Origin of the sequence: Microbacterium sp. SORGH_AS_0505 (genome assembly GCF_030818715.1) — a bacterium.
Classification (GTDB): domain Bacteria; phylum Actinomycetota; class Actinomycetes; order Actinomycetales; family Microbacteriaceae; genus Microbacterium.
Genome location: NZ_JAUTAT010000001.1, coordinates 2,508,342 through 2,529,599 on the forward strand (window position 1 = coordinate 2,508,342; position 21,258 = coordinate 2,529,599).

Consider the following 21,258-nt stretch of genomic DNA (forward strand, 5'->3'; position numbering starts at 1 on the left):
GTCGAGACATGCGCACCGATCGTCCCCGTGCCGTCGTCGCCGGAGCCGGCGGCTTCATCGGCGAGGCTCTCGTCGCCGCCCTCGTCGCCGACGGCTACGACGTCGTCCCCGTCGGCCGCACCTCCGCCGTGTCCTGGGACGACCCGGAGGCGCTTCACGCGGCGGTCGACGGCGCTGACCTCGTCGTGAACCTCGCCGGCAAGTCCGTCGACTGCCGCTACACCGATGCCAACCGGAACGCGATCCTGTCGTCCCGAGTCGAGACGACACGAGCGCTGCACGACGCGGTGGCGGCGGCATCCGCCCCGCCGCGGCTGTGGATCAACTCATCGACGGCGACGATCTACCGGCACGCCACGGACCGGCCGAACACGGAATCCGCCGGCGAACTCGGCGCCGGCTTCTCCGTCGACGTCGCGAAGGCGTGGGAGAAGGCCTTCTTCGCGGGAGACCTCCCCGCGACCCGGCGGGTGGCTCTCCGGCTTGCCATCGTGGTCGGTGACGGTCCCGCGACGCGCATGCTCCTCACCCTGGCCCGGACCGGTCTGGGCGGACCGCAGCACGACGGCCGGGTGCCGCCGCACCGCCGCTACCGCGGCATCGGCGACGATCCGACGGGCGACAGCCCGCCCTGGTACCGCACACGCGGCCGTCAGCGATTCAGCTGGGTGCACATCGACGACGTCCTCGACGCCGTCCGCTTCGTCGTCCGTCGGGACGACATCGCGGGAGTCCTGAACGTCGCGGTGCCCCAGGCATCCGACAACCGCTCGCTGATGCGATCGCTCCGCAGCGTCGTCGGGATGCCGGTGGGTGTTCCCTCGCTCCGCTGGATGCTGGAGCTCGCCATGTGGGCGCTGCGAACCGAGCCCGAGCTCATCCTCAAGAGCCGCTGGGTCATGCCCGAAAGGCTGCTCGATGCCGGATTCCGCTTCACGCACACCGACCTTCGTGCTGCGCTCGCCTCGGTCGAGTCGGAGCGGAAGCTCAGGCGTGCTGCGGAACGGCGGACACGGTCCGCGCGATCGTGAACTGGCCGATGACCCGCGTCCCGTCGTAGAGGACTGCTGTCTGACCTGGCGCGACTCCGTCGAAGGGCTCCCCCGGGGTCACCGTCACCGTGCCGGCGTCGACCGTTGCACGGGCCGGGACCGGATCGGCGTGCGCGCGGATCTGCACGTGGCAGTCGAACGCACCGTCAGCGGGCGCCCGCCCCGCCCAGCTGTGCCGTTCCCCGGCGATCTCCGCCGTCGCGAGGGCCTCCTTGGGGCCTACGACGACGGTGTTCGAGACGGGACGCACCTCGAGGACGAAGCGCGGCTTGCCGTCCGCGGCCGGCACGCCGAGCTGCAGGCCGCGACGCTGACCGACGGTGAACGCGTGCGCACCCTCGTGGCGACCCACGACGGCGCCGTCCCGGTCGAGCACGTCGCCCTGCTCGGCACCGACCTTCTCGGCCAGCCAGCCACGGGTGTCGCCGTCGGGGATGAAGCAGATGTCGTGGCTGTCGGGCTTCTGGGCGACGGTCAGACCGCGCTCGGCGGCCTCGGCGCGGACGACCGCCTTGGACGGGGTCGTGCCGAGCGGGAAGTACGTGTGCGCGAGCTGGTCCGCCGTCAGCACGCCGAGGACATAGGACTGGTCCTTCGCCTCGTCCGACGCGCGGTGCAGCTCGCGACCCTCGGGACCGTCGACCAGGGTCGCGTAGTGCCCCGTGCAGACGGCGTCGAAGCCGAGCTCGAGCGCGCGCTCGAGAAGGGCGGCGAACTTGATCTTCTCGTTGCACCGCATGCACGGGTTGGGCGTGCGCCCGGCGCGGTACTCGTTCACGAAATCGTCGATCACATCGTCACGAAAGCGCTCCGAAAAGTCCCACACGTAGAACGGAATGCCGAGCAGGTCAGCAGCGCGCCGCGCGTCGAGGGCGTCTTCGATCGTGCAGCACCCGCGGCTCCCGGTCCGGAGGGTGCCGCCCGCGCGTGACAGCGCGAGGTGGACGCCGACGACATCGTGTCCGGCATCGACGGCCCGGGCCGCGGCCACCGCCGAATCGACCCCGCCGCTCATGGCTGCCAGTACGCGCATCATCCCAGTCTACGAGCGCGATGCCGCACGGGCGCTGGATGCCGCTGCCCGCCGATACGCATCCGGGAGAGCGTCGAGGAACGCGTCAACGTCCGCGCCGCTGCTGGAGCGGCCGAGCGTGATCCGGAGCACGGAGCGCGCCTCGCGGTCGCCGTAGCCCAGCGCCAGGACGACGTGGCTGGGCTCTGCGATGCCGGCCTGGCAGGCCGACCCGGTCGACACGTGAACGCCGGAATGATCGAGCAGGAACAGCAGGGTCTCCCCCAGCGCGTCCGGGAAGAGGACGTGCACATGCCCCGGCAGCCGGTGCTTCTCGGCGCCGAGCAGAGTGGCCTGCGGGATCGCGGCGCGGATGCCGGTCCCCAGGCGATCCGCCAGTGTGCGGAGCCGTCGGGCCTCCTCGTCCCGTTCCCTCGCCGTGAGTTCGAGCGCGACCGCGAGGGCGGCCGCCCCGGCGACATCCGGCGTCCCGGAACGCAGTCCGCGCTGCTGCCCGCCGCCGTGGAGGACGGCGCCCATCCGCGCGTGCCGGGAGACGACGAGAGCGCCCGTTCCGACCGGCGCCCCGACCTTGTGGCCGGCGACGCTCAGCGCGACGAGCCCGCCCGATTTCCGCCCGCTGCCCCGCAGATCGCCGAAGTCCAGCGCGACGTGCGCGATCGCGCCGACGGCATCGAGGTGGAGAGGCACGCCCGCGTCGGCCGACGCGGAAGCCATCGCGGCGACATCCGACACCGAGCCGACCTCGTTGTTGGCGACGAGTGCCGTGGCCACCGCGGCGCCGGGCAGGGCATCGACGAAGGCGTCGAGGTCGATGGCTCCGTCCGGCCGCAGACGCACGGACCGCACCTCCGCGCCCTGCGCGCCCGCGAGCCAGTCGACGGTGTCGAGCGTCGCGTGGTGCTCCCCGTCGGGCATCACGATCGCCTGACGGTCCCGCTCCCGCGCCCACCACAGGCCTTTGACGCCCAGGTTCACGGATTCGGTCCCGCCCGACGTGAAGACGACCTCGATGGGGTCGCAGCTGAGGACGGCCGCCACGCGCTCACGCGCGTCTTCCAGAACCCGGCGCAACGCCTGACCGGCGCCGTGCACGGACGACGCGTTGCCTGTCAATTCCGTCGCCGCGAGCCACGCGTCGCGGGCCTCCACCCGGAGCGGTGTGGACGCCGCATGGTCGAGGTAGACCATCCTCATCCTCCGCCCGCCGCAGTCGGTCATCGCCTGCTCACTACTGTAGAACTCATGATCTCCGCCCCGGCCGACCCGACGACCGCGGCATCCGAGTCCCCCATCCCGGGTCTGCTCTCGGACGCCTTCCACGACCTCGGCGTGCGCGTGCACGACGGCGTCGGCACACTGCGCGTATGGTCCGAGAACGCGACCGCCGTCGAGGTGGTGGTCTTCGACGACGACGACCCTGACTGGATCGTCGACACCCTCCCCCTGTCGCCCGTCGGCGGCGGAGTGTGGGAGGCGACGACGCCCGGGCTCCGCGTCGGCGCGTCGTACAGCGTGCGCGTCGACGGCCCGCACGGCCCGGGGATGACCTTCAATCCGGCGACTCTGCTCATCGACCCGTACGCACGCGGACTCGCGAGCGCCGGCATCCATTCCTGGCGCTCCGTCGTCGTGGACGAGGGCTTCGACTGGGGCGGTGTGGCGAAGCCGCGCACGCCGATGGACCGGACCGTCGTCTACGAAGCCCACGTGAAGGGACTCACCAAGCGCCACCCGGGCGTCCCCGCGGCGCTCCACGGCACGTACGCCGGCATCGCGCACCCGGTCATGATCGAGCACTATCGGAGCCTCGGTGTCACCGCGATCGAACTCCTGCCGATCCATGCGTTCGCGAGCGAACCGCGCCTGCTCCAGCTGGGGCTCACGAACTACTGGGGGTACAACTCGGTCGGCTTCTTCGCGCCGCACGCCCCGTACGCGACCGCCGCCGCGCAGGCGGAGGGGGCGAGCGCGGTCCTGCGCGAAGTGAAGGGGATGGTGAAACTCCTCCACGAGGCCGGCATCGAGGTCATCCTGGACGTGGTCTACAACCACACCGCGGAGCAGGGCCTCGGCGAACCCCGCTCGAGCTTCCGCGGCCTCGACAACCGCGCGTACTACCGGCAATCCGATGACGGCACCTACATCGACGTGACCGGGTGCGGGAACTCGGTGAACACGTCGACGGATGCCGCGGCCCGCCTCGTCCTCGATTCCCTCCGCTACTGGGCGAACGACGTGCAGATCGACGGGTTCCGCTTCGACCTCGCACCCACCCTCGGTCGGGATGCATCTCACACCTTCACCCCCGACCACCCCCTCCTGAGCGCCATCGCCCAGGATCCGGCCCTCCAGGGCGTGAAGCTCATCGCCGAACCCTGGGACGTCGGACTCGGCGGCTGGCAGACCGGCGCGTTCGGAGACGGCTGGGCCGAGTGGAATGACCGGTACCGCGACCGCGTCCGCAACTTCTGGCTGAGCGACATCGACTACGCCCGACGAGCGGCTGTCACCCCGGTCGGGATCGGGGGGTTCGCGACTCGTCTGGCCGGCTCCGCCAACACTTTCAGCGCGGAGCGCGGACCGCTCGCCGGGGTCAACTTCGTCACTGCGCACGACGGCTTCACGCTGCACGACCTGGTGTCCTACGACGTGAAGCGCAACGAGGCCAACGGCGAGCACGGACGAGACGGCGCGGGCACCAACCGGTCCTTCAACCACGGTTTCGAGGGACCGACCGACGACGACGGCGTGCTCGCGACGCGTCGCCGCGCCATGCGGAACCTCTTGGGGACCCTGCTCCTGTCCGCCGGCGTCCCGATGATCACGGCGGGTGACGAGATCGCCAGGTCGCAGCGGGGCAACAACAACGCGTACTGTCACGACTCTGCGCTCACCTGGTACGACTGGTCGCTCGAACCGTGGCAGGAGGACCTGCGCGCTCATGTCGCACTCCTGACCCGCATCCGCCGGGAGAACCCGGCACTGCGCCCCGGCCGATTCGCGCATGCCGACAGGACCGTCCCCGGCGCCTCGGTGATCGACTGGTACGACGAGACCGGGCAGACGATGTCGGTCGAGCAGTGGACGGACCCTTCCCATCGCACGCTCCAGTACGCCGCGCAGTCGACACCGGAACACGAGGCGCCCAACCGGACACTCCTCATCGTGCACGGACGCGAGCACGGCGTCGAGGTCACGCTCCCCTCGCTCGACGGGGTGACGCGCTTCGTCCCGCTGTGGTCGAGCATCGAGGAGCGTCCGTGCGCGGAAGCGCCGGTGCGCGGCCCGGGAGAGACCTTCACCGCCGAAGGGACGTCAATGTACCTGTTCCGAGCCGAGTGATCCAGGCCCGTTTCCGGGTCGGCTCCACGACGGTAGGTTCGGAGCGTGGCCTCACAGACCTCCCCCGCTTCCGTCCGCAGCTCCGCAGAGATCCCGCTTCGCCCGGCGAAGGCGACGCGAAAGGATGCCGGCGTCCGCAACGGCCGCATCCCGATCGCTTCTCATCGTCCCAGCGTTCCCGGTGGCCGTTTCGCGCCGTCGGCGTTCGTCGGCGAAGCCGTTCCGTTCACCGTCGCGGCCTTCCGTGAAGGGCACGACCGGATCGGCGTCCACCTTCGTCTCACCTCGCCCTCGGGTGTCTCGACGCTGCACCGGCTGCGGCCGCTCGAGGACGGCTTCGACACCTGGCAGGTGAGCGTCGCGCTCCTGGAGCAGGGCACGTGGAAGTTCCGCTTCGAGACCTTCGGCGACGACTACGCGACGTGGCGTCACGCCGCGGAACTGAAGATCGCCGCAGGCGTCGACCCGATCCTCATGCGAGAGATGGGTGCGCGCCTGTTCGACGGCGCCGCCGCGGAGAAGACCCGTCCCGCCGACGAGCGAGCCGCGCTCACCACGGCCGCTCATACCCTGCGGGACGAGAGCGTCGACGACGATGCCGCGCTCGTCGTCGTCCGCGACCCCGGCCTCGCGCGGGCTTTCGCCGACCGACCCGCGGTCTCCCTCCACACGTTGCACGAGGAGAACACCCTCCTGGTCGAGCGCGAGCGGGCCGGTGTCGGCGCCTGGTACGAATTCTTCCCGCGCTCCGAGGGCGCGGAGCGGATGCCGGACGGCACCGTGCGCAGCGGCACCTTCCGGACGGCGACCAAGCGCCTCCCCGCCGTCGCGGCGATGGGCTTCGACGTCCTCTACCTCCCCCCGATCCACCCGATCGGAGAGGTGAACCGCAAGGGACCCAACAACACGCTGGACGCAGGACCCGGCGACCCCGGCTCCCCGTGGGCCATCGGTTCCGCCGCGGGCGGGCACGACGCCGTCCACCCCGCCCTGGGCACGCTCGAGGACTTCCGCGCGTTCGTCGACGCGGCCGCCGAGCAGGGACTCGAGATGGCGCTCGATCTCGCGCTGCAGGCAGCCCCCGATCACCCCTGGGTCACCGAGCACCCCGAGTGGTTCACGACCCTCCCGGACGGCTCGATCGCGTTCGCGGAGAACCCGCCGAAGAAGTACCAGGACATCTACCCCGTCAACTTCGACAACGACCCCGTGGGTATCCGCACCGAGGTCCTCCGCATCGTGCAGCACTGGATCCGGCAGGGCGTGAAGATCTTCCGGGTCGACAATCCGCACACGAAGCCGCTGCAGTTCTGGGAGTGGCTCATCCGCACGGTGAACGCGGAGCACCCCGACGTGGTCTTCCTCGCAGAGGCCTTCACCCGCCCGATGCCGATGCGCGCGCTCGCGCAGAGCGGCTTCCAGCAGAGCTACTCGTACTTCACCTGGCGCAACACGAAGACCGAGATCGAGGAATTCTTCGCATCGATCTCCGACGAGACCGCGGACTTCATGCGCCCGAACCTCTTCGTCAACACGCCCGACATCCTCACCGAGTACCTCCAGTTCGGCGGACGGCCGGCGTATCGCATCCGCGCCGCGCTCGCCGCGACCGCGGGTGGGAGCTACGGCGTCTACGCCGGCTACGAGCTCTACGAGAACGTCGCACGCCCGGGCTCCGAGGAGAACATCGACAACGAGAAGTACGAGTACAAGTTCCGCGACTGGGAGGCCGCCGAAGCAGCCGGCGACTCGCTCGCGCCGTACCTGCGCCGGCTCAACGAGATCCGACGCGCGCACCCCGCGCTCCGGCAGCTCCGCGGGCTCCACCTCCTCGGCTCCGACGACGACGCGATCGTCGCCTACGCCAAGCACCTCCCGGCCGCCCTCTCGCCGACCGGCGAATCCGACACGATCATCGTCGTCGCCAACGTCGACCCCCACTCGGCCCGCGAGACGACGGTCCACGTCGACTCGGAGCTCTGGGGCCTCCCCCGCGGACACGACTATGACGTCGAGGACCTCGTCACCGGAGCCCGGTGGACCTGGAACGAACACAACTACGTCCGCCTCGACGCGTTCGCCGAACCCGTCCACATCCTCCACGTGAAGGCACGCTCATGACCCGTCCCGACGACTCGACTCTGGATGCCGTCGGTGCCGGCTCCTACCATGCCCCCCACGACGTGCTCGGCCCCCACCAGGACGGCGAGGGTTGGGTGGTTCGTGCCCGCCGTCCGTTCGCTCAGACGGTGACCGCCGTGCTGTCCGACGGTGCCCGGGTCGAGCTTCAGCACGTCCGCGCGGGTGTCTGGGAGGGCGAGGCGGCGGTCCAGCCCACCGCTTACGACATCGTCGCCACCTACGAGGGCGCGCCTGACTACCGGGTCGATGACCCCTACCGCCATCTGCCGACGGTCGGGGAAGTGGACCTGCACCTGATCCGTGAAGGACGGCACGAGCAGCTCTGGAAGGTGCTCGGTGCGCACGTGCGCCACTACGACGCGCTGAGCGGCGTGTCCTTCGCCGTCTGGGCTCCGAACGCCCGGGCCGTCCGCGTCGTCGGCGACCTCAACGGCTGGGACGGCACTCAGCACGCCATGCGTTCCCTGGGCTCCACCGGCGTCTGGGAGCTGTTCGTCCCCGGCATCGGCGTGGGATCCGCGTACAAGTTCGAGATCCTGACCGCCGACGGGCAGTGGGTCATGAAGGCCGACCCGATGGCGCGTCGCGCAGAAGTGCCGCCCGCGACGGCATCCGTCGTCACCGACAGCGAGTACACCTGGTCGGACGACGCGTGGCTCGCCGACCGCGCGAGCGGATCGGTGCACGACCGGCCGATGTCGACGTACGAGCTCCACCTGGGCTCGTGGCGTCCGGGACTCGGCTATCGCGAGGCCGCCGACGAACTCGTCGACTACGTCGGCGGACAGGGCTTCACCCACATCGAGTTCCTGCCCCTCGCCGAGCACCCCTTCGGCGGCTCGTGGGGGTACCAGGTCACCGGGTACTACGCGCCGACGAGCCGCTTCGGCACGCCCGACGAGCTCCGGTACCTCATCGACCGTCTTCACCAGGCGGGCATCGGCGTCATCATGGACTGGGTCCCGGGTCACTTCCCGAAGGATGCCTTCGCCCTCGCCCGCTTCGACGGCGCGCCCCTCTACGAGCACCCCGACCCGCGGCGAGGCGAGCACCGGGACTGGGGCACGTACATCTTCGACTACGGCCGCAACGAGGTGCGGAACTTCCTCGTCGCGAACGCGCTGTACTGGTTCGAGGAGTTCCACGTCGATGGACTCCGTGTCGACGCCGTGGCGTCCATGCTTTACCTGGACTACTCGCGCGAAGAGGGCCAGTGGGAGCCGAACATCCACGGCGGCCGCGAGAACCTCGAAGCGATCCGCTTCCTGCAGGAAGTCAACGCCACCGCCTACAAGCGCTACCCGGGTATCGCGATGATCGCCGAGGAGTCGACGAGCTTCCCCGGCGTCACCGCGCCGACGAGCCAGGGCGGGCTCGGCTTCGGCTTCAAATGGAACATGGGCTGGATGAACGACTCGCTCGTCTACATCGGCCGCGACCCGCTGTACCGCTCGCACCACGAGGGCGAGCTCTCCTTCTCGTTCGTCTACGCCTTCAGCGAGAACTTCGTCCTGCCGATCAGCCACGATGAGGTCGTGCACGGCAAGGGGTCGCTGTTCACCCGCATGCCGGGCGACCACTGGCAGCAGCTCGCCAACATGCGCGCGTTCCTCGCGTACATGTGGGGCCACCCGGGCAAGCAGCTCCTGTTCATGGGCCAGGAGTTCGGGCAGATGTCGGAGTGGTCCGAAGGTCGCGGCCTCGACTGGTGGATGCTGGATCAGCCGGCGCACCAGCAGCTGCAGCACTTCGTCTCCGCCCTCAACCACACGTACCGCGCAGAGTCCCCCCTGTGGGCGCGCGACAGCGACGGATCGGCGTTCAGCCGAGTGTGGCCGCACTCCCCCGACAGAAATGTGCTCGGGTTCGCGCGACGCGACGACGACGGTGGGACCGTCGTCGTCCTCTGCAACTTCGCCGGCTCACCGCGGCACGACGTGCGCCTCACGCTCCCCGAGACCGGTGCGTGGGCGGAGGTCCTCAACTCCGACGCACAGGAGTTCGGCGGGTCCGGTGTCGGCAACTTCGGCGGCGTGACGACGGATGCCGACGGCACCGCCCAGGTGACGCTGCCGCCGCTCGGTGTGCTCTGGCTCCGTTACGAGGGGTGATCGGTCGGGGTCCGGGACGATCCCGGACCCCGACCGTTCTCAGAACAGCAGGCTGGCGAGGCGTCCGCGTGCACGGATGACGCGGGGGTCGGCGTCCCCGACCACACCGAACAGCTCGAGCAGTCGTTCACGGACCGGCGCCCGCTCATCGGTCGGGACCGCGGCGAACAGGTCGAGCAGGCGCGCGAACGCGTCGTCCACGTGGCCACCGGCGAGATCGAGATCGGCCACGTCGAATTGGGCGGAGATGTCCGTCGGCCCCGCCGCGGCGGCCGCTCGTGCTTCCGCGAGATCGAGGTGCTGGACCCGCGCGAGCAGTTGCACCTGCGCGAGGCCCGCTTTCGCATCCTCGTCGCGAGGGTTCTCCGTCAGAGCCTGCTCGTACGCGGTCGCCGCGGCCGAGTAGTCACCCGCCTCGATCGCGTCGAAGGCGGCCTGATGAAGCGGCGGCAGGGCGGGCGCCTGCTGTTCGGCATCCGCCGGCGCTCCCTCCATCGGGACCGTCCCGGTCACTCCGTGCTGGGCGGCGAGCTGCAGAAGCTGCGTGAAGACCTCTCGGACCTGCGCTTCGGGCACCGCGCCGGTGAACAGCTGCACAGGCTGGCCCGCGACGAGCGCGACGACCAGAGGGATCGACTGCGCTCGGAAGCTCTGGGCGAGCTGAGGGTTCGCGTCGACGTCGACCTTCGCGAGGACGAGGCGCCCGCCGAGCTCGGCGACGACCTTCTCGAGCACGGGGCTCAGCTGTGTGCACGGCCCGCACCAGTCCGCCCAGAGGTCGACGACGACCGGCACGGTCTTCGACAGTTCGAGAACCTGGCCGAAATCCGCATCCGTGACGTCGAAGACGAGACGGGATGCCGGTGCCTGCCCGTCCGGCGAGGGTGCAGGCGAGGCCGGCTGACCGGCGGGCCGGTTGCGGAGGGACGAGAGGTCGACGGCGCCGCGCATGACGGCACCGGGTGCGGGAGTGCTCACTCTTTCTTAACCACCTTGGCGTCGAGGACGTTGGAACGGGAAGCGAGCAGCTGGATCTTCTCGTTGGACCCCTGAGCGGGGACGAAGAAGTACAGCTGGTCGGTGTACTGCGTGCGGAACCCCGTGCTCGATTGCGAGACGCCGGAGAGCGCCTTCACCACGACGTTGTCGCCCAACTTGATGACGGCATCGCTGTCCGTCGGAACGATCGTCTCGTTCTCCGTCACCGTGACCGCCACGATCGCTCCGCTGTCGAGGGTCACCAGCGACAGGGGTTCGGAGGGACCGGCCTCGGCTGCGAAGGACACCCGCCCGGTCTTCTCGCCGGTTTCGTTGAAGTTCTTCAGCAGCGTGGCCCGGTTCTCCGCCACGAGGGAGCGGAACGTGTCGGATTTCTCGTCGAACATCGCGGCGAACTCGCTCTTCGCGCCCTTGTCCAGCACGTCGGCATATGCCGCCGCCAGATCCTTCGGCGGCATGAGCAGGAACGGGGAGTTCGGTTCCACCGCGACGGCTCCGACGTACTTCGCGGCGAGGTTCATGCTCGCGTCCGCGCGAAGGCTCGAGATGTAGGCGACCTTGTACTCCGCCCACGGATTCTCCTGCGTGGCCGTCACCATCGTGCCGACGCCGTCGGCGTCCTCGACGACGGCGAGGAACATGCGAGGCCAATCGTTCTTCGCCTGCGGCAGGAAGGCCGTCATGTCCCCGGACGGGATCGCGGGCAGCGATTCCGCTTTCGAGAGCTCCTTGCGAAGGCGGTAGTTCGTCTCCCGCTCGACGAGCGCCGGCCCGGTCAGGCGCACCGCAGCCGCCTTCGGGTCGTTGGCTTCGTCGGCCGCGGTGACCTGCTCGGAGATGCGCGACAGGATCCGTTCGGCCTGCGTCTGTGTGACGGCGGGTGCGCCCTGACCTTCGGGAACGATCACCGACGCCGTGGGCGACGGGGTCGCCTCGGGTTGCAGATCGGGCCACGCCTCGGGCGAGCATCCGGTGAGCGCGATGCCGCCGAGCACGACGGCGGAGATCGCGATCAGAGGGCGACGTCCGATCGTCAGTCGGCGCCGTGCGGGCGCCGCCGTGATGACGCCCTTCTCGGCGTCTTCCACGGACAGGTCGATCGGCTGTGTGGCTGTCAACGGGAGTCCCTTCCGACGTGGGCCGCGTGAGCGTCGCACGTGCCGAAGCGCGAAGATGTAGAGGATCAGGCCGATCAGCGCCATCAGGATCCCGCCCACCAGGAGGGGACCGGCCCAGGGCGTTGTCGCCCCCGTCGGCCAGCTGACGCTCATCGACGACGGCGCGGCCGAGGTGCCGTCGGTGGCCACGAGCACGCTCATGTCGGCGGGAAGTCTCAGGGTCGTGGCGAGCGAGCGATCCTGCTGGAATTCGTCGAGCCACAGATCCGAACCGATCGGCGACGCGGTCGGCGATTCGCCGTCCGGGGTGACCGACGCCGGCACCGTCTTCGTCACCGGCTCGCCTTCGCCGTTCACCGTCACGTGTTGGTACTCCGTGGGAGCGAGCCACGCGGCGACGTCCTGGGTCCGGCCGTAGGCGGCGAACACCTGCCCGTCACCATGGATACGCAGGGTCTGGGATCCCGGGCGGCTGTCGAGGACGGAGCCGTCGATGAGGACGTACGGCGTCGAGCCGTCCGTGGTGATCTCCGCCGTTTCCGTCGTCGGTGCCTCGAGGACAGTACGCTGTGCGACCCCCGCGCCGATCATCAGCGTGGCAAGTACGAAGGCGATGATCGCCCACACGAATCTCACGAACCGCCGCCCTCCTCCAGCCGCCATCACGGGTGTGCGGCCGATCTTCGACATTCCAGCCTAGCGAACGGCGCTGGCAAACGCGTGGGAGGGAGTCGCTGCCCGGAGGGAGAGGCGGAGCGAACTAGGGTGAGTGCAGACCTGGGAAAGGGCAGCCGTGAAGATCCAACATGCGTTCCGCACCGCACTCGTCGCCACGCTCGGCGTGGGCGTCGGCATCCTCATCCTGACCGGGGTCGAGACTCTCTCGACGGTGCTCCTGTACATCGGGACGGCACTGTTCCTCGCGCTCGGCCTCGACCCCGTGGTCTCCTTCTTCGAGCGCCGCGGCCTCCCGCGATGGGGCGCCCTGGTCGCGACGTTCGCCGGGCTTCTGGCGATCGCCACCGCGCTCGTCCTCATCGTCGTGCCCGTTCTCGTGGATCAGATCGCGAAGCTCGTGCAGCAGACGCAGAAGCTCGTCCAGAGCGCGGTGGAAGGACAGTGGAACCCGGTCACCGTCGCGAGCGACTGGCTCTCGCAGACCTTCCCGCTGCTTCAAGTCGACATGGTGCTCGGGTACGTGAACGACTGGTGGAACGGCCTCGACTTCGCCGATATCGGCACGTCACTCGGAACGGGCCTGCTGTCCTTCGGCGCGGGCATCGTCGCGTTCGCGACCGGGACGATCATCGTTCTGATCCTGACCATCTACTTCACGGCGTCGATGCGGTCTCTGAAGCGGTCGGTGTACCAGCTCGCGCCGGCGTCGAAGCGGGAGCGATTCGTCGGTCTCTCGGAGCAGATCACCGCGTCCGTCGGCTACTACGTCATGGGGCAGGTCGTCCTGGGGGCGATCAACGGCATCCTGAGTGCTGTCTTCCTGTCGATCATCAAAGCTCCCTTCCCCGCTGTTCTTGCCGTCATCGCCTTCTTCTTCTCTCTGATCCCCCTCGTCGGCACGCTGACCGGCTCCGCGATCATCGTGATCGCCTGCCTCGGTCTGGCGTCACCGCTGACGGCGCTGGTCGCCCTGATCTGGTACCTGGTGTACATGCAGGTGGAGGCGTACTTCCTCTCGCCTCGCATCATGAGCCGAGCTGTCTCCGTTCCCGGAGCGGTCGTCGTCATCGCCGCGCTCGCGGGTGGATCCCTGCTGGGCCTGCTCGGCGCGCTCATCGCGATCCCGGTGGCCGCGAGCGTCCTGATCATCTACCGCCAGGTGCTGATCCCGCGGCAGAACGAGCTCTGATTCAGGCGATCCGCCAGCAGGCCGTGTGCCAGTGCCGGCGGGCAGCCAGGTCGGCGGCATCCCCGAGCACACCGTCCGCGCGCCAGACCACCACATGCGCCGTCCCGGACGGAACGACGCGCCCGCAACCGGGGCAGACGTAGTCCTTCTGCGCCTGGACGGCGGACACCGGCTGCACCGTCCATTCGACGCCGCGACGGCTCTCCGTCCGCTTCCACCCCGCGAGGAGGCGATCGAACGATGCGTCGGGACCGGCGGGCTTACGCCTGTTGGATCGGGGCATCGGCTCAGTACCAGCCCGAGCGCTGCGACTTCCCCCAGGCGCCACAGGGAGTGCCGTAACGTCCCTGGATGTAGCCGAGCCCCCAGGTGATCTGAGTAGCAGGGTTCGTCTCCCAATCGGAGCCGACGGACGCCATCTTCCGCCCCGGCGTGGCCTGGGGGATGCCGTACGCGCCGCTGGAGGCATTGAAGGCGTTGACACGCCAGCCGGACTCCTTGTTCCACAGCGCGACGAGACAGGCGAACTCCGAGTCCCCCCAGCCACGGGCGGTCACCATGTCGTAGGCGATCGCCTGCGCGCTGCCGGGGTTCGGGGTGACGAAGGGCGGGCTCCACCCGGACGAGGAGGATCCCGACGATGACGAGCCTGAGGAGGACTTCTTAACCGGCGTCGGAGTGGGAGTCGGGGTGGGCGTCGGCTTCACATAGACCGAGTAATCGCTCGCCCGCTCCAGCTCCAGGCCCGGCGCGTCTCCGGCCTGGTAGCGCTGAGCATCGTGCACGGCGGTCGCGTACAACGACAGGGGATCGAGTTCCGTCGCCTCCGCCCGCGTCGGGAACGACGCCAAGGGAACGAGGGATGCCGCGACGAAGCCGGCCGTCGCCATGACGGAGAACGCCGCCAGGACACCGCGCCTCCGGGACCACCGTGGCGCGGAGACCGGCCGGCGGCGTGAGACCACGCCACGCGTCTGGACGGCAGAACGCGTCGGGAGGATCTCGTTGCCGGAAGTCACAGTCCCCCGATCATATCCGCGCTCGTGAGCGGTCGCCACGCGATCATCCGACCGACTGCATCACATCCACGACCGCATCCAGAACCGCATCCACCTGGGTTTCGTCGTACCCGCCCAACTGCATGCGGAACGCCACCGTGCGGACCTGCTCGATCGTGAGACTCTCACCCGACTCGAGGTATCGAGCGATCCGGCCGGCCACGAGGTCGACCTCATCGATGCGGTAGCCGAAACGAAAGAGCGAGACGCGCCGGAAGCGACGACGCGAGGGGCGGGACAGACGGTCGAGGATCTCCTGAGCGAGCGCGCGGGATGCGCCCACCCAGGCACGCGCACCTCGCCGAGACATCGCTGACGCTCGCTCGCGCTGCGCGAAAGCGTCCTCGATCCGAGCGAGCGCGCCGTCGACGGCGTCGACGGCGTACCCGTGGCGCACGAGCGGGAACGCGGCGGCACGGACGTCATCCGAGGTGAGCGTCGCAGCCTCGTCTTCGAAGGCCGCGCGCGCGCCGGAGAGGAAGTCGTCGACGGCACCGGGGTCGTAGCCCTTCCGACGTCCAGACGTCATGGGGAAGGCTACGGGTGAGGTCAGTTCGGTCATGAAAGGGCACTCAACGGGTTCAGGAGGATGTACAGGGCGAGGCCGGGAACGAGCGAGGGAAGGATCGAATCGAGCCGGTCGAGCACTCCCCCGTGTCCGGGCAGGAACGAACTCATGTCCTTGATGCCGAGGTCGCGCTTGATGAGCGACTCGCCGAGATCTCCCACCGTGGCGGACACGAGGATCGCGGCGCCCAGGACGAGGCCGGCCCACAGCGGGATCTGCAGCATCAGTACGCCGAGCAGTCCGCCGGCGACGAGGCTCGCGAGGACGGCGCCACCGAACCCCTCCCACGTCTTGTTCGGGCTGATGCGGGGTGCCATCGGATGCCGCCCGATCGCGACACCGCTCGCGTATGCCCCGGTGTCGACGGCGACGGCGATGATCAGAACGGCCAGCAGCCAGAGCTCGCCGTGATCCTGTCGGAGGAGGACCAGGGCGAGACTGCCGTGGAACACCACATACAGCTGGATCAGAGCTCCAGCGAGAACGTCGTTCACCACGTCGCCGTACCGACGGCCGTCGCCGGCCGCCATCTGAGCCACGAGACGCCACACGACGACGAGGACGACGGCGGCGAAGATCACGAACCAGTGCGTGAGATAGCCCACGAACGCTGCTCCGAGCACGGCGACCCCCGCGGACAGCTGCGCCGCCAGGTCGATCCGGCGTCCGGCGGCCTGGAGTGCGCGGGTGAACTCGAGGGCGCCCAAGAGGCACAGCGGTACGGCGAAGGCGATGAACGCCCACTTCCAGAACAGGAGCGATCCCAGCACGACGGCCCCGATGGCGAGACCTATGAGGGTCGCCATGATCAGGTTGCGCCCGGAACGGGCGTTCAGGCGCTCATTCGCTTCTTCGAACTCGACTCGAGCCCGCTCGAACTGACTCTCGAACTCGGTCCGCGCCGCTTTGACGTGCGCCTGGAACGACGACGGATCGCCCGCGGGCACCCCTGTGCGGCGCAGATCGGATCGACTCGACGAGGTATCCGGTCCGGCCGCGTCCCCCGATGCGTCTTCGGACATGGCGATATCAGACCTCGAGGAGCTCTGCCTCTTTGCGCTTCAACGCCTCGTCGATCAGGTCGACGTGCGTCTTGGTCACCGCGTCGAGCTCCTTCTCGGCCCGAGCGAGGTCGTCATCGCTCACTTCGCCCTTAAGGGCGTCGAGCTCGTCCTTGGACTTGCGCCGGATGCCGCGCACCTGGACCTTCGCGTCCTCGGCCTTGCTCTTGACGAGCTTCACGTACTCCTTGCGGCGGTCCGCGGTCAGCTCGGGCATCGTCACGCGAATGACGTTGCCGTCGTTCGACGGGTTCGCGCCGAGGTTCGGCATGTCGCGGATGGCGTGCTCGATGCTCTTCAACGCCGACTTGTCGTACGGCGTGATGACGAGAGTGCGCGCCTCGAGGGCGTTCAGTGAGGCGAGCTGGGCCAGCGGGGTCGGAGTGCCGTAGTACTCGACCATGACCTTCTGGAACAGCTGCGGGTTCGCGCGCCCTGTGCGGACGGTCGAGAAGTCCTCTTTCGCGGCCTCGACGGCGCGGTCCATGCGGGTCTTCGTGTCGGCCAGGGTCTCGGCGATCACGGTCTCTCCATTCGTCGGTACGTCCGGTTAAGTCTAGTCGTCGGCCGGGGTGGACCTCAGACGCTGACGAGCGTGCCGATCGATTCTCCGAGGAGCGCACGGGTGACGTTGCCGGCCGGCTCCATGCCGAACACACGCATGTCCATCCCGTTGTCCATGCACAGGCTGAAGGCCGTCGAATCGACGACCTTCAGTCCGCGCTGCAGGGCGTCGCGGTAGGTGATCGTATCGAGCTTCTGTGCCGAGGCATCCACCTTCGGATCCGCCGTGTACACGCCGTCGACGCCGTTCTTGGCAACGAGGACCTCGACGGCACCGATCTCGAGCGCGCGCTGCGCGGCCACGGTGTCGGTCGAGAAGTAGGGAAGGCCGGCGCCGGCGCCGAAGATGACGACGCGGCCCTTCTCGAGGTGGCGCTCGGCGCGACGCGGGATGTAGGGCTCGGCGACCTGCGTCATCGAGATGGCGGACTGGACGCGTGTAGCGGCGCCGGCCTGCTCGAGGAAATCCTGGAGGGCGAGCGCATTCATGACCGTGCCCAGCATGCCCATGTAATCCGCGCGACCGCGGTCCATGCCGCGCTGGCTCAGCTCGGCGCCGCGGAAGAAGTTTCCGCCGCCGACGACGACGGCGACCTCCACGCGGTCGACTGCTGCCGCGATCTCACGGGCGATCTGGCTGACCACATCGGGGTTGACGCCGAGCTGGCCGGCGCCGAAGGCTTCGCCGGAAAGTTTCAGAAGGACGCGACGGCGTCCGGTGTTCTCATCGATCACGCGGGGATCCTCTCGTCTAGGGGGAGACTATCGAACGGCATGGAAAAGGGGTTCGCATCTTGCGATGCGAACCCCTCGTCCATCTGCTTACGCGCCGACCTTGAAGCGGGCGAAGCCGGTGATCGTGATTCCGGCGTCGGCCGCGACCTTGGCGACGGACAGCTTGTTGTCCTTCGCGTAGTCCTGGTCGAGCAGGGCGACCTGCTTGAAGAACGCGTTCACGCGGCCCTCGACGATCTTCGGAAGGGCGGCCTCGGGCTTGCCCTCGTTGCGGGAGATCTCGGTGACGATCTCGCGCTCCTTCTCGACGTCGGCCTCGGGGACCTCGTCACGCGAGAGGTAGGTCGGGTTGGCGAACGAGATGTGCTGCGCGATCGAGCGAGCGGTCTCGGCGTCGTCACCCGAGTAGGCGACGACGACGCCGACCTGCGGGGGCAGGTCCTTGCTCGTCTTGTGCAGGTAGACCTGGAAGGCGTCGCCCGAAAGGGTGCGGACGCGTCGCAGTTCGACCTTCTCGCCGATGATCGCGGCCTCGTCGGAGATGAGGTCGGCGACCGTCTTGCCGCCGGCGTCGGCTGCCAGAGCAGCCTCGGCCGAGTCCGCACCGGCAGCGGCAGCCGCGTCGAGGACCTTCTCGGAGAGCGCGATGAAACGCTCGTTCTTGGCGACGAAGTCGGTTTCGGTGTTCAGCTCGATGAGCGTCACCTTGCCGTCCTGCTCGCGCGCGGCGATCAGGCCCTCGCTCGTGGAGCGGTCGGCACGCTTCGCGTTGCCCTTCGCGCCCTTGAGGCGGAGAATCTCGACGGCCTTCTCGAGGTCGCCCTCGGCCTCCTCGAGCGCCTTCTTCGTGTCGACCATTCCCGTGCCGAGCTGCTCGCGCAGCGCCTTGATGTCGGCGATGGTGAAGTTTGCCATGGGTGGCGGCTCCTCAGTAGTTGGGTGGTTGTATCCGGACGTCGGCGCCCCGCGGGTCGCGGGGCGCCGACGGGAAGATCACTCGGCGGTCTTGGCCTCGGCGGGAGCCTCGGTCGACTCAGCGGCCGGAGCCTCCTCGGCGGGAGCCTCCTCGGCAGCGGGAGCGGACTCGTCGGCAGCCGGAGCGTCGGCCTGCTCGGCGGGAGCGGACTCGAGGAGCTCGCGCTCCCAGTCGGCCAGCGGCTCGGCCTCGGCCGACTCGTCGGTCGGGTTGTGGCGCTGGATGAGACCCTCGGCGGCCGAGTCGGCGATGATGCGCGTCAGCAGGCTGACCGAGCGGATCGCGTCGTCGTTGCCGGGGATCGGGAACTGGAACTCGTCCGGGTCGGCGTTCGTGTCGAGGATGCCGATCACGGGGATGCCGAGCTTCTGCGCTTCGCTGACCGCGAGGTGCTCGCGCTTGGCGTCGACGATCCAGATGGCCGACGGCGTCTTCGTCAGGTTGCGGATACCGCCGAGCGACTTGTGCAGCTTGTCGAGCTCGCGCTTCTTGAGCAGCAGCTCCTTCTTCGTGAAGCCGCTCTCGGAGGGGTTCTCGAAGTTGAGCTCCTCGAGCTCCTTCATGCGTGCGAGACGCTTGGAGACGGTCGAGAAGTTCGTGAGGAGGCCACCCAGCCAGCGCTGGTTGACGAAGGGCTGGCCGACTCGCGTGGCCTGCTCGGCGATGATCTCCTGCGCCTGCTTCTTGGTGCCGACGAAGAGGACCGTGCCACCGTGGGCGACGGTCTCGCGGACGTACTCGTACGCCTTGTCGATGTAACCGAGCGACTGCTGCAGGTCGATGATGTGGATGCCGCTGCGCTCGGTGAGGATGAAGCGCTTGACTTTCGGGTTCCACCGGCGGGTCTGGTGTCCGAAGTGGACGCCGCTGTCGAGCAGCTGGCGAATGGTGACGACGGCCATGGCCGTTCTCCTGTTCTGTGTGGTTGATCGCGCCGGACCGTTGGTCGCGGCGAGCCTGGTGCCCGGCACGCACCCACTCCCGAAGGAGACCGTTGGGTGGGATGCCGCGATGTCGATCGACGTGGTCGGATCGAGCCGCTCTGGGCACGCGTAGTCACCCCGACGAGCGAGGTGCCCCCCAAGCATAGCAACAACAGGGGCTTCTCCCCCGCCCCGCCGTCGCGGAGATCATCCACGTCGAGGATCGCTCTGCGCCGTCGTCGTCGGCGTTGTTCGACGATGATCGGATGCCGCAGTCCCGCCTTGTTCTCGCCGTCATGATCGTCTTCTTCGCTGCGCTGGCCTCCCCGAGCGACGAGGGGCTCGGAGAAGACCGTCCATCGTGGACACTCCCCGTGCCGGGGGCGAGCGTATTGAGACCTTTCGAGGCACCCGCCCATGACTATGCGGCGGGTCACCGTGGCATCGACATCGGCCCGGTCGACGGAACCGTCCTCTCCCCGGCCGACGGCATCGTCGCCTTCGCGGGAACCGTCGTGGATCGGGGAGTCGTCACGGTCGATCACGGCGACGGGTGGGTGACGAGCGTAGAACCGATCGACCCGAGCGTCGGGGCGGGGGACGTGGTATCCGCCGGGGATCCCCTCGGCACGATCGGCCTCGGCGGCCATGCGCCGCCGGGAGCCCTTCACGTAGGCGTCCGTCACGATGGACAGTACGTGAATCCGCTGGTGCTGATGGGGCGGGTTCCGCGGGCCGTGCTCCTCCCCTGCTGCTGACGGTGCCGCTTAGGCCCGAGGATGCGCGAGTCGGTAGGCGGCGGTGAGACGCTCCGTCGACACGTGCGTGTAGATCTGCGTCGTCCCGAGACTCGCGTGCCCGAGCATCTCCTGAACGGCGCGGAGGTCGGCGCCTCCGTCCAAGAGGTGCGTGGCGGCGGAGTGCCGCAGCGCGTGCGGACCCACGGCATCCGTCCCCACGACCGGCCCGACGACACGTCGCACGACGTCGTACGCCGCGCGGACGCCGAGTCGACCACCGCGCGCGCCGAGGAAGAGCGCCGTCGTCGCCGGGTCGGACAGAAGTGCCGGACGTCCGCGGACGATCCACGCCTCGACGGCTCGCTGAGCGGGTGCGCCGTAGGGCACGACGCGTTCTTTGCCGCCCTTGCCGAGCACTCGAACGGTCGCCGCGGACCGGTCGAGAGAGGCGAGGTCGAGCCCGCACGCCTCGGAGACGCGCAGCGCGGCTCCGTAGAGGATCTCGAGGAGTGCGGCGTCGCGGAGGGCGAGCGCGTCTCCGCTCTCGTCGGCCGCCGCGCGCGCCGTGTCGAGGACGTCGGCGAGCGACTGCGAGGAGGCGACCGCGGGAAGGGTGCGTCCTCGCTTGGGAGTGACGAGGCGGAGACTCGGGTCGCCCGGAAGCATCTTCTCGTCCGTCGCCCAGCCGAAGAACCCCCGGACCGACGCCGTCCGCCTCCCGAGGCTCGTGCGCGCGATGCCCCGTTGCGTCGCGTCCCACAGCCACTCCCGCAGGTGTTCGACATCGACGTCGCCGAGTTCGGGGTCGCGGAGGAAGTCCGCCAGATCGGTCAGATCGGAACGATACGCGCGCGCGGTCGCGGGCGACAATCGGCGCACGCGTTCGACGTGCTCGATGTAGAGCAGGGCTGCCGATGACACGCGCACGTTCCCAGGATGCCGCCCGGACCGTGAGTGCGGGCTGAG

At 69.1% G+C, this 21,258-nt stretch carries 19 protein-coding genes; 6 read left to right on the forward strand and 13 right to left on the reverse strand.

The annotated features are described in order from the left end of the window. The first annotated feature begins 8 nt into the window (after window positions 1-8). The gene (locus tag QE428_RS12400; protein ID WP_307469699.1) at window positions 9-1,031 is read left to right on the forward strand and encodes an epimerase; all 1,023 of its coding nucleotides are present in this window, start codon (window positions 9-11) and stop codon (window positions 1,029-1,031) included. Here QE428_RS12400 and mnmA read toward each other — a convergent pair. After that, complete coding sequence (mnmA, locus tag QE428_RS12405) at window positions 988-2,085, reverse strand: tRNA 2-thiouridine(34) synthase MnmA (protein ID WP_307469702.1); 1,098 nt, start codon at window positions 2,083-2,085, stop codon at window positions 988-990. The two genes, QE428_RS12400 and mnmA, sit on opposite strands and share 44 nt — an antisense overlap. 9 nt (window positions 2,086-2,094) lie before the next feature. Next, on the reverse strand, window positions 2,095-3,276 hold the full coding sequence (locus tag QE428_RS12410; protein ID WP_373457706.1) for a cysteine desulfurase family protein: 1,182 nt from the start codon (window positions 3,274-3,276) through the stop codon (window positions 2,095-2,097). Between the two features lie 54 nt (window positions 3,277-3,330). On the opposite strand from QE428_RS12410, the gene glgX reads away from it, so the two are divergent. From glgX to glgB, 3 genes are read left to right on the forward strand one after another with little or no spacing between them, the layout of a single operon-like run. Then, complete coding sequence (gene glgX, locus QE428_RS12415; protein WP_307469707.1) at window positions 3,331-5,430, forward strand: glycogen debranching protein GlgX; 2,100 nt, start codon at window positions 3,331-3,333, stop codon at window positions 5,428-5,430. A 45-nt stretch (window positions 5,431-5,475) separates the two neighbouring features. Then, window positions 5,476-7,551: an alpha-1,4-glucan--maltose-1-phosphate maltosyltransferase gene (locus QE428_RS12420; protein WP_307469710.1), complete on the forward strand. Its 2,076-nt coding sequence runs from the start codon at window positions 5,476-5,478 to the stop codon at window positions 7,549-7,551. Continuing rightward, the gene (gene glgB, locus QE428_RS12425; RefSeq protein WP_307469713.1) at window positions 7,548-9,683 is read left to right on the forward strand and encodes a 1,4-alpha-glucan branching protein GlgB; all 2,136 of its coding nucleotides are present in this window, start codon (window positions 7,548-7,550) and stop codon (window positions 9,681-9,683) included. Before QE428_RS12420 ends, glgB begins: the two co-directional genes overlap by 4 nt. Window positions 9,684-9,722: 39 nt before the next feature. On the opposite strand, the gene QE428_RS12430 is transcribed toward glgB, so the two are convergent. Further along, a complete protein-coding gene (locus QE428_RS12430) occupies window positions 9,723-10,661 on the reverse strand; it encodes a tetratricopeptide repeat protein (RefSeq protein ID WP_307469715.1) in 939 nt (312 codons plus the stop codon). Beyond that, window positions 10,658-12,436, reverse strand: coding sequence for a glycosyl transferase (locus QE428_RS12435; RefSeq protein ID WP_307469718.1), 1,779 nt, complete (start codon window positions 12,434-12,436; stop codon window positions 10,658-10,660). The genes QE428_RS12430 and QE428_RS12435 overlap by 4 nt, the downstream gene beginning before the upstream one ends. Before the next feature lie 157 nt (window positions 12,437-12,593). Between QE428_RS12435 and QE428_RS12440 the strand changes: the two genes are divergently transcribed. Continuing rightward, entirely contained in the window at window positions 12,594-13,667 is a 1,074-nt protein-coding gene (locus tag QE428_RS12440; protein ID WP_091353885.1) for an AI-2E family transporter, read from the forward strand. A gap of 1 nt (window position 13,668) precedes the next feature. Here QE428_RS12440 and QE428_RS12445 read toward each other — a convergent pair whose 3' ends face one another. The 8 genes from QE428_RS12445 to rpsB all read right to left on the reverse strand — a co-directional run bounded on the left by QE428_RS12445 (window position 13,669) and on the right by rpsB (window position 19,531). Next, window positions 13,669-13,950 carry a hypothetical protein gene (locus QE428_RS12445; protein WP_091353888.1) on the reverse strand — a complete coding sequence of 94 codons (282 nt, stop codon included), beginning with the start codon at window positions 13,948-13,950 and terminating at the stop codon, window positions 13,669-13,671. 4 nt (window positions 13,951-13,954) lie between these two features. Beyond that, the gene (locus QE428_RS12450) at window positions 13,955-14,686 is read right to left on the reverse strand and encodes a phage tail tip lysozyme (RefSeq protein ID WP_307469722.1); all 732 of its coding nucleotides are present in this window, start codon (window positions 14,684-14,686) and stop codon (window positions 13,955-13,957) included. A 43-nt stretch (window positions 14,687-14,729) separates the two neighbouring features. Continuing rightward, window positions 14,730-15,254, reverse strand: a complete 525-nt coding sequence (locus QE428_RS12455) for a DivIVA domain-containing protein (protein WP_373457707.1) — start codon at window positions 15,252-15,254, stop codon at window positions 14,730-14,732. Window positions 15,255-15,283: 29 nt separating this feature from the next. Further along, window positions 15,284-16,315 carry a phosphatidate cytidylyltransferase gene (locus QE428_RS12460; RefSeq protein ID WP_307469728.1) on the reverse strand — a complete coding sequence of 344 codons (1,032 nt, stop codon included), beginning with the start codon at window positions 16,313-16,315 and terminating at the stop codon, window positions 15,284-15,286. A 7-nt stretch (window positions 16,316-16,322) separates the two neighbouring features. Continuing rightward, complete coding sequence (gene frr / locus QE428_RS12465; protein ID WP_091353901.1) at window positions 16,323-16,877, reverse strand: ribosome recycling factor; 555 nt, start codon at window positions 16,875-16,877, stop codon at window positions 16,323-16,325. Window positions 16,878-16,933: 56 nt separating this feature from the next. Further along, complete coding sequence (gene pyrH, locus QE428_RS12470) at window positions 16,934-17,653, reverse strand: UMP kinase (RefSeq protein WP_091353904.1); 720 nt, start codon at window positions 17,651-17,653, stop codon at window positions 16,934-16,936. An 87-nt stretch (window positions 17,654-17,740) separates the two neighbouring features. Further along, entirely contained in the window at window positions 17,741-18,568 is an 828-nt protein-coding gene (gene tsf, locus QE428_RS12475) for a translation elongation factor Ts (RefSeq protein WP_091353907.1), read from the reverse strand. A gap of 78 nt (window positions 18,569-18,646) precedes the next feature. Continuing rightward, window positions 18,647-19,531, reverse strand: a complete 885-nt coding sequence (gene rpsB, locus QE428_RS12480; RefSeq protein ID WP_307469733.1) for a 30S ribosomal protein S2 — start codon at window positions 19,529-19,531, stop codon at window positions 18,647-18,649. Between the two features lie 287 nt (window positions 19,532-19,818). On the opposite strand from rpsB, the gene QE428_RS12485 reads away from it, so the two are divergent. After that, complete coding sequence (locus tag QE428_RS12485) at window positions 19,819-20,310, forward strand: murein hydrolase activator EnvC (RefSeq protein WP_307469736.1); 492 nt, start codon at window positions 19,819-19,821, stop codon at window positions 20,308-20,310. Window positions 20,311-20,319: 9 nt separating this feature from the next. On the opposite strand, the gene QE428_RS12490 is transcribed toward QE428_RS12485, so the two are convergent. Continuing rightward, window positions 20,320-21,219 carry a tyrosine-type recombinase/integrase gene (locus QE428_RS12490; RefSeq protein ID WP_307469738.1) on the reverse strand — a complete coding sequence of 300 codons (900 nt, stop codon included), beginning with the start codon at window positions 21,217-21,219 and terminating at the stop codon, window positions 20,320-20,322. Window positions 21,220-21,258 lie beyond the last annotated feature (39 nt).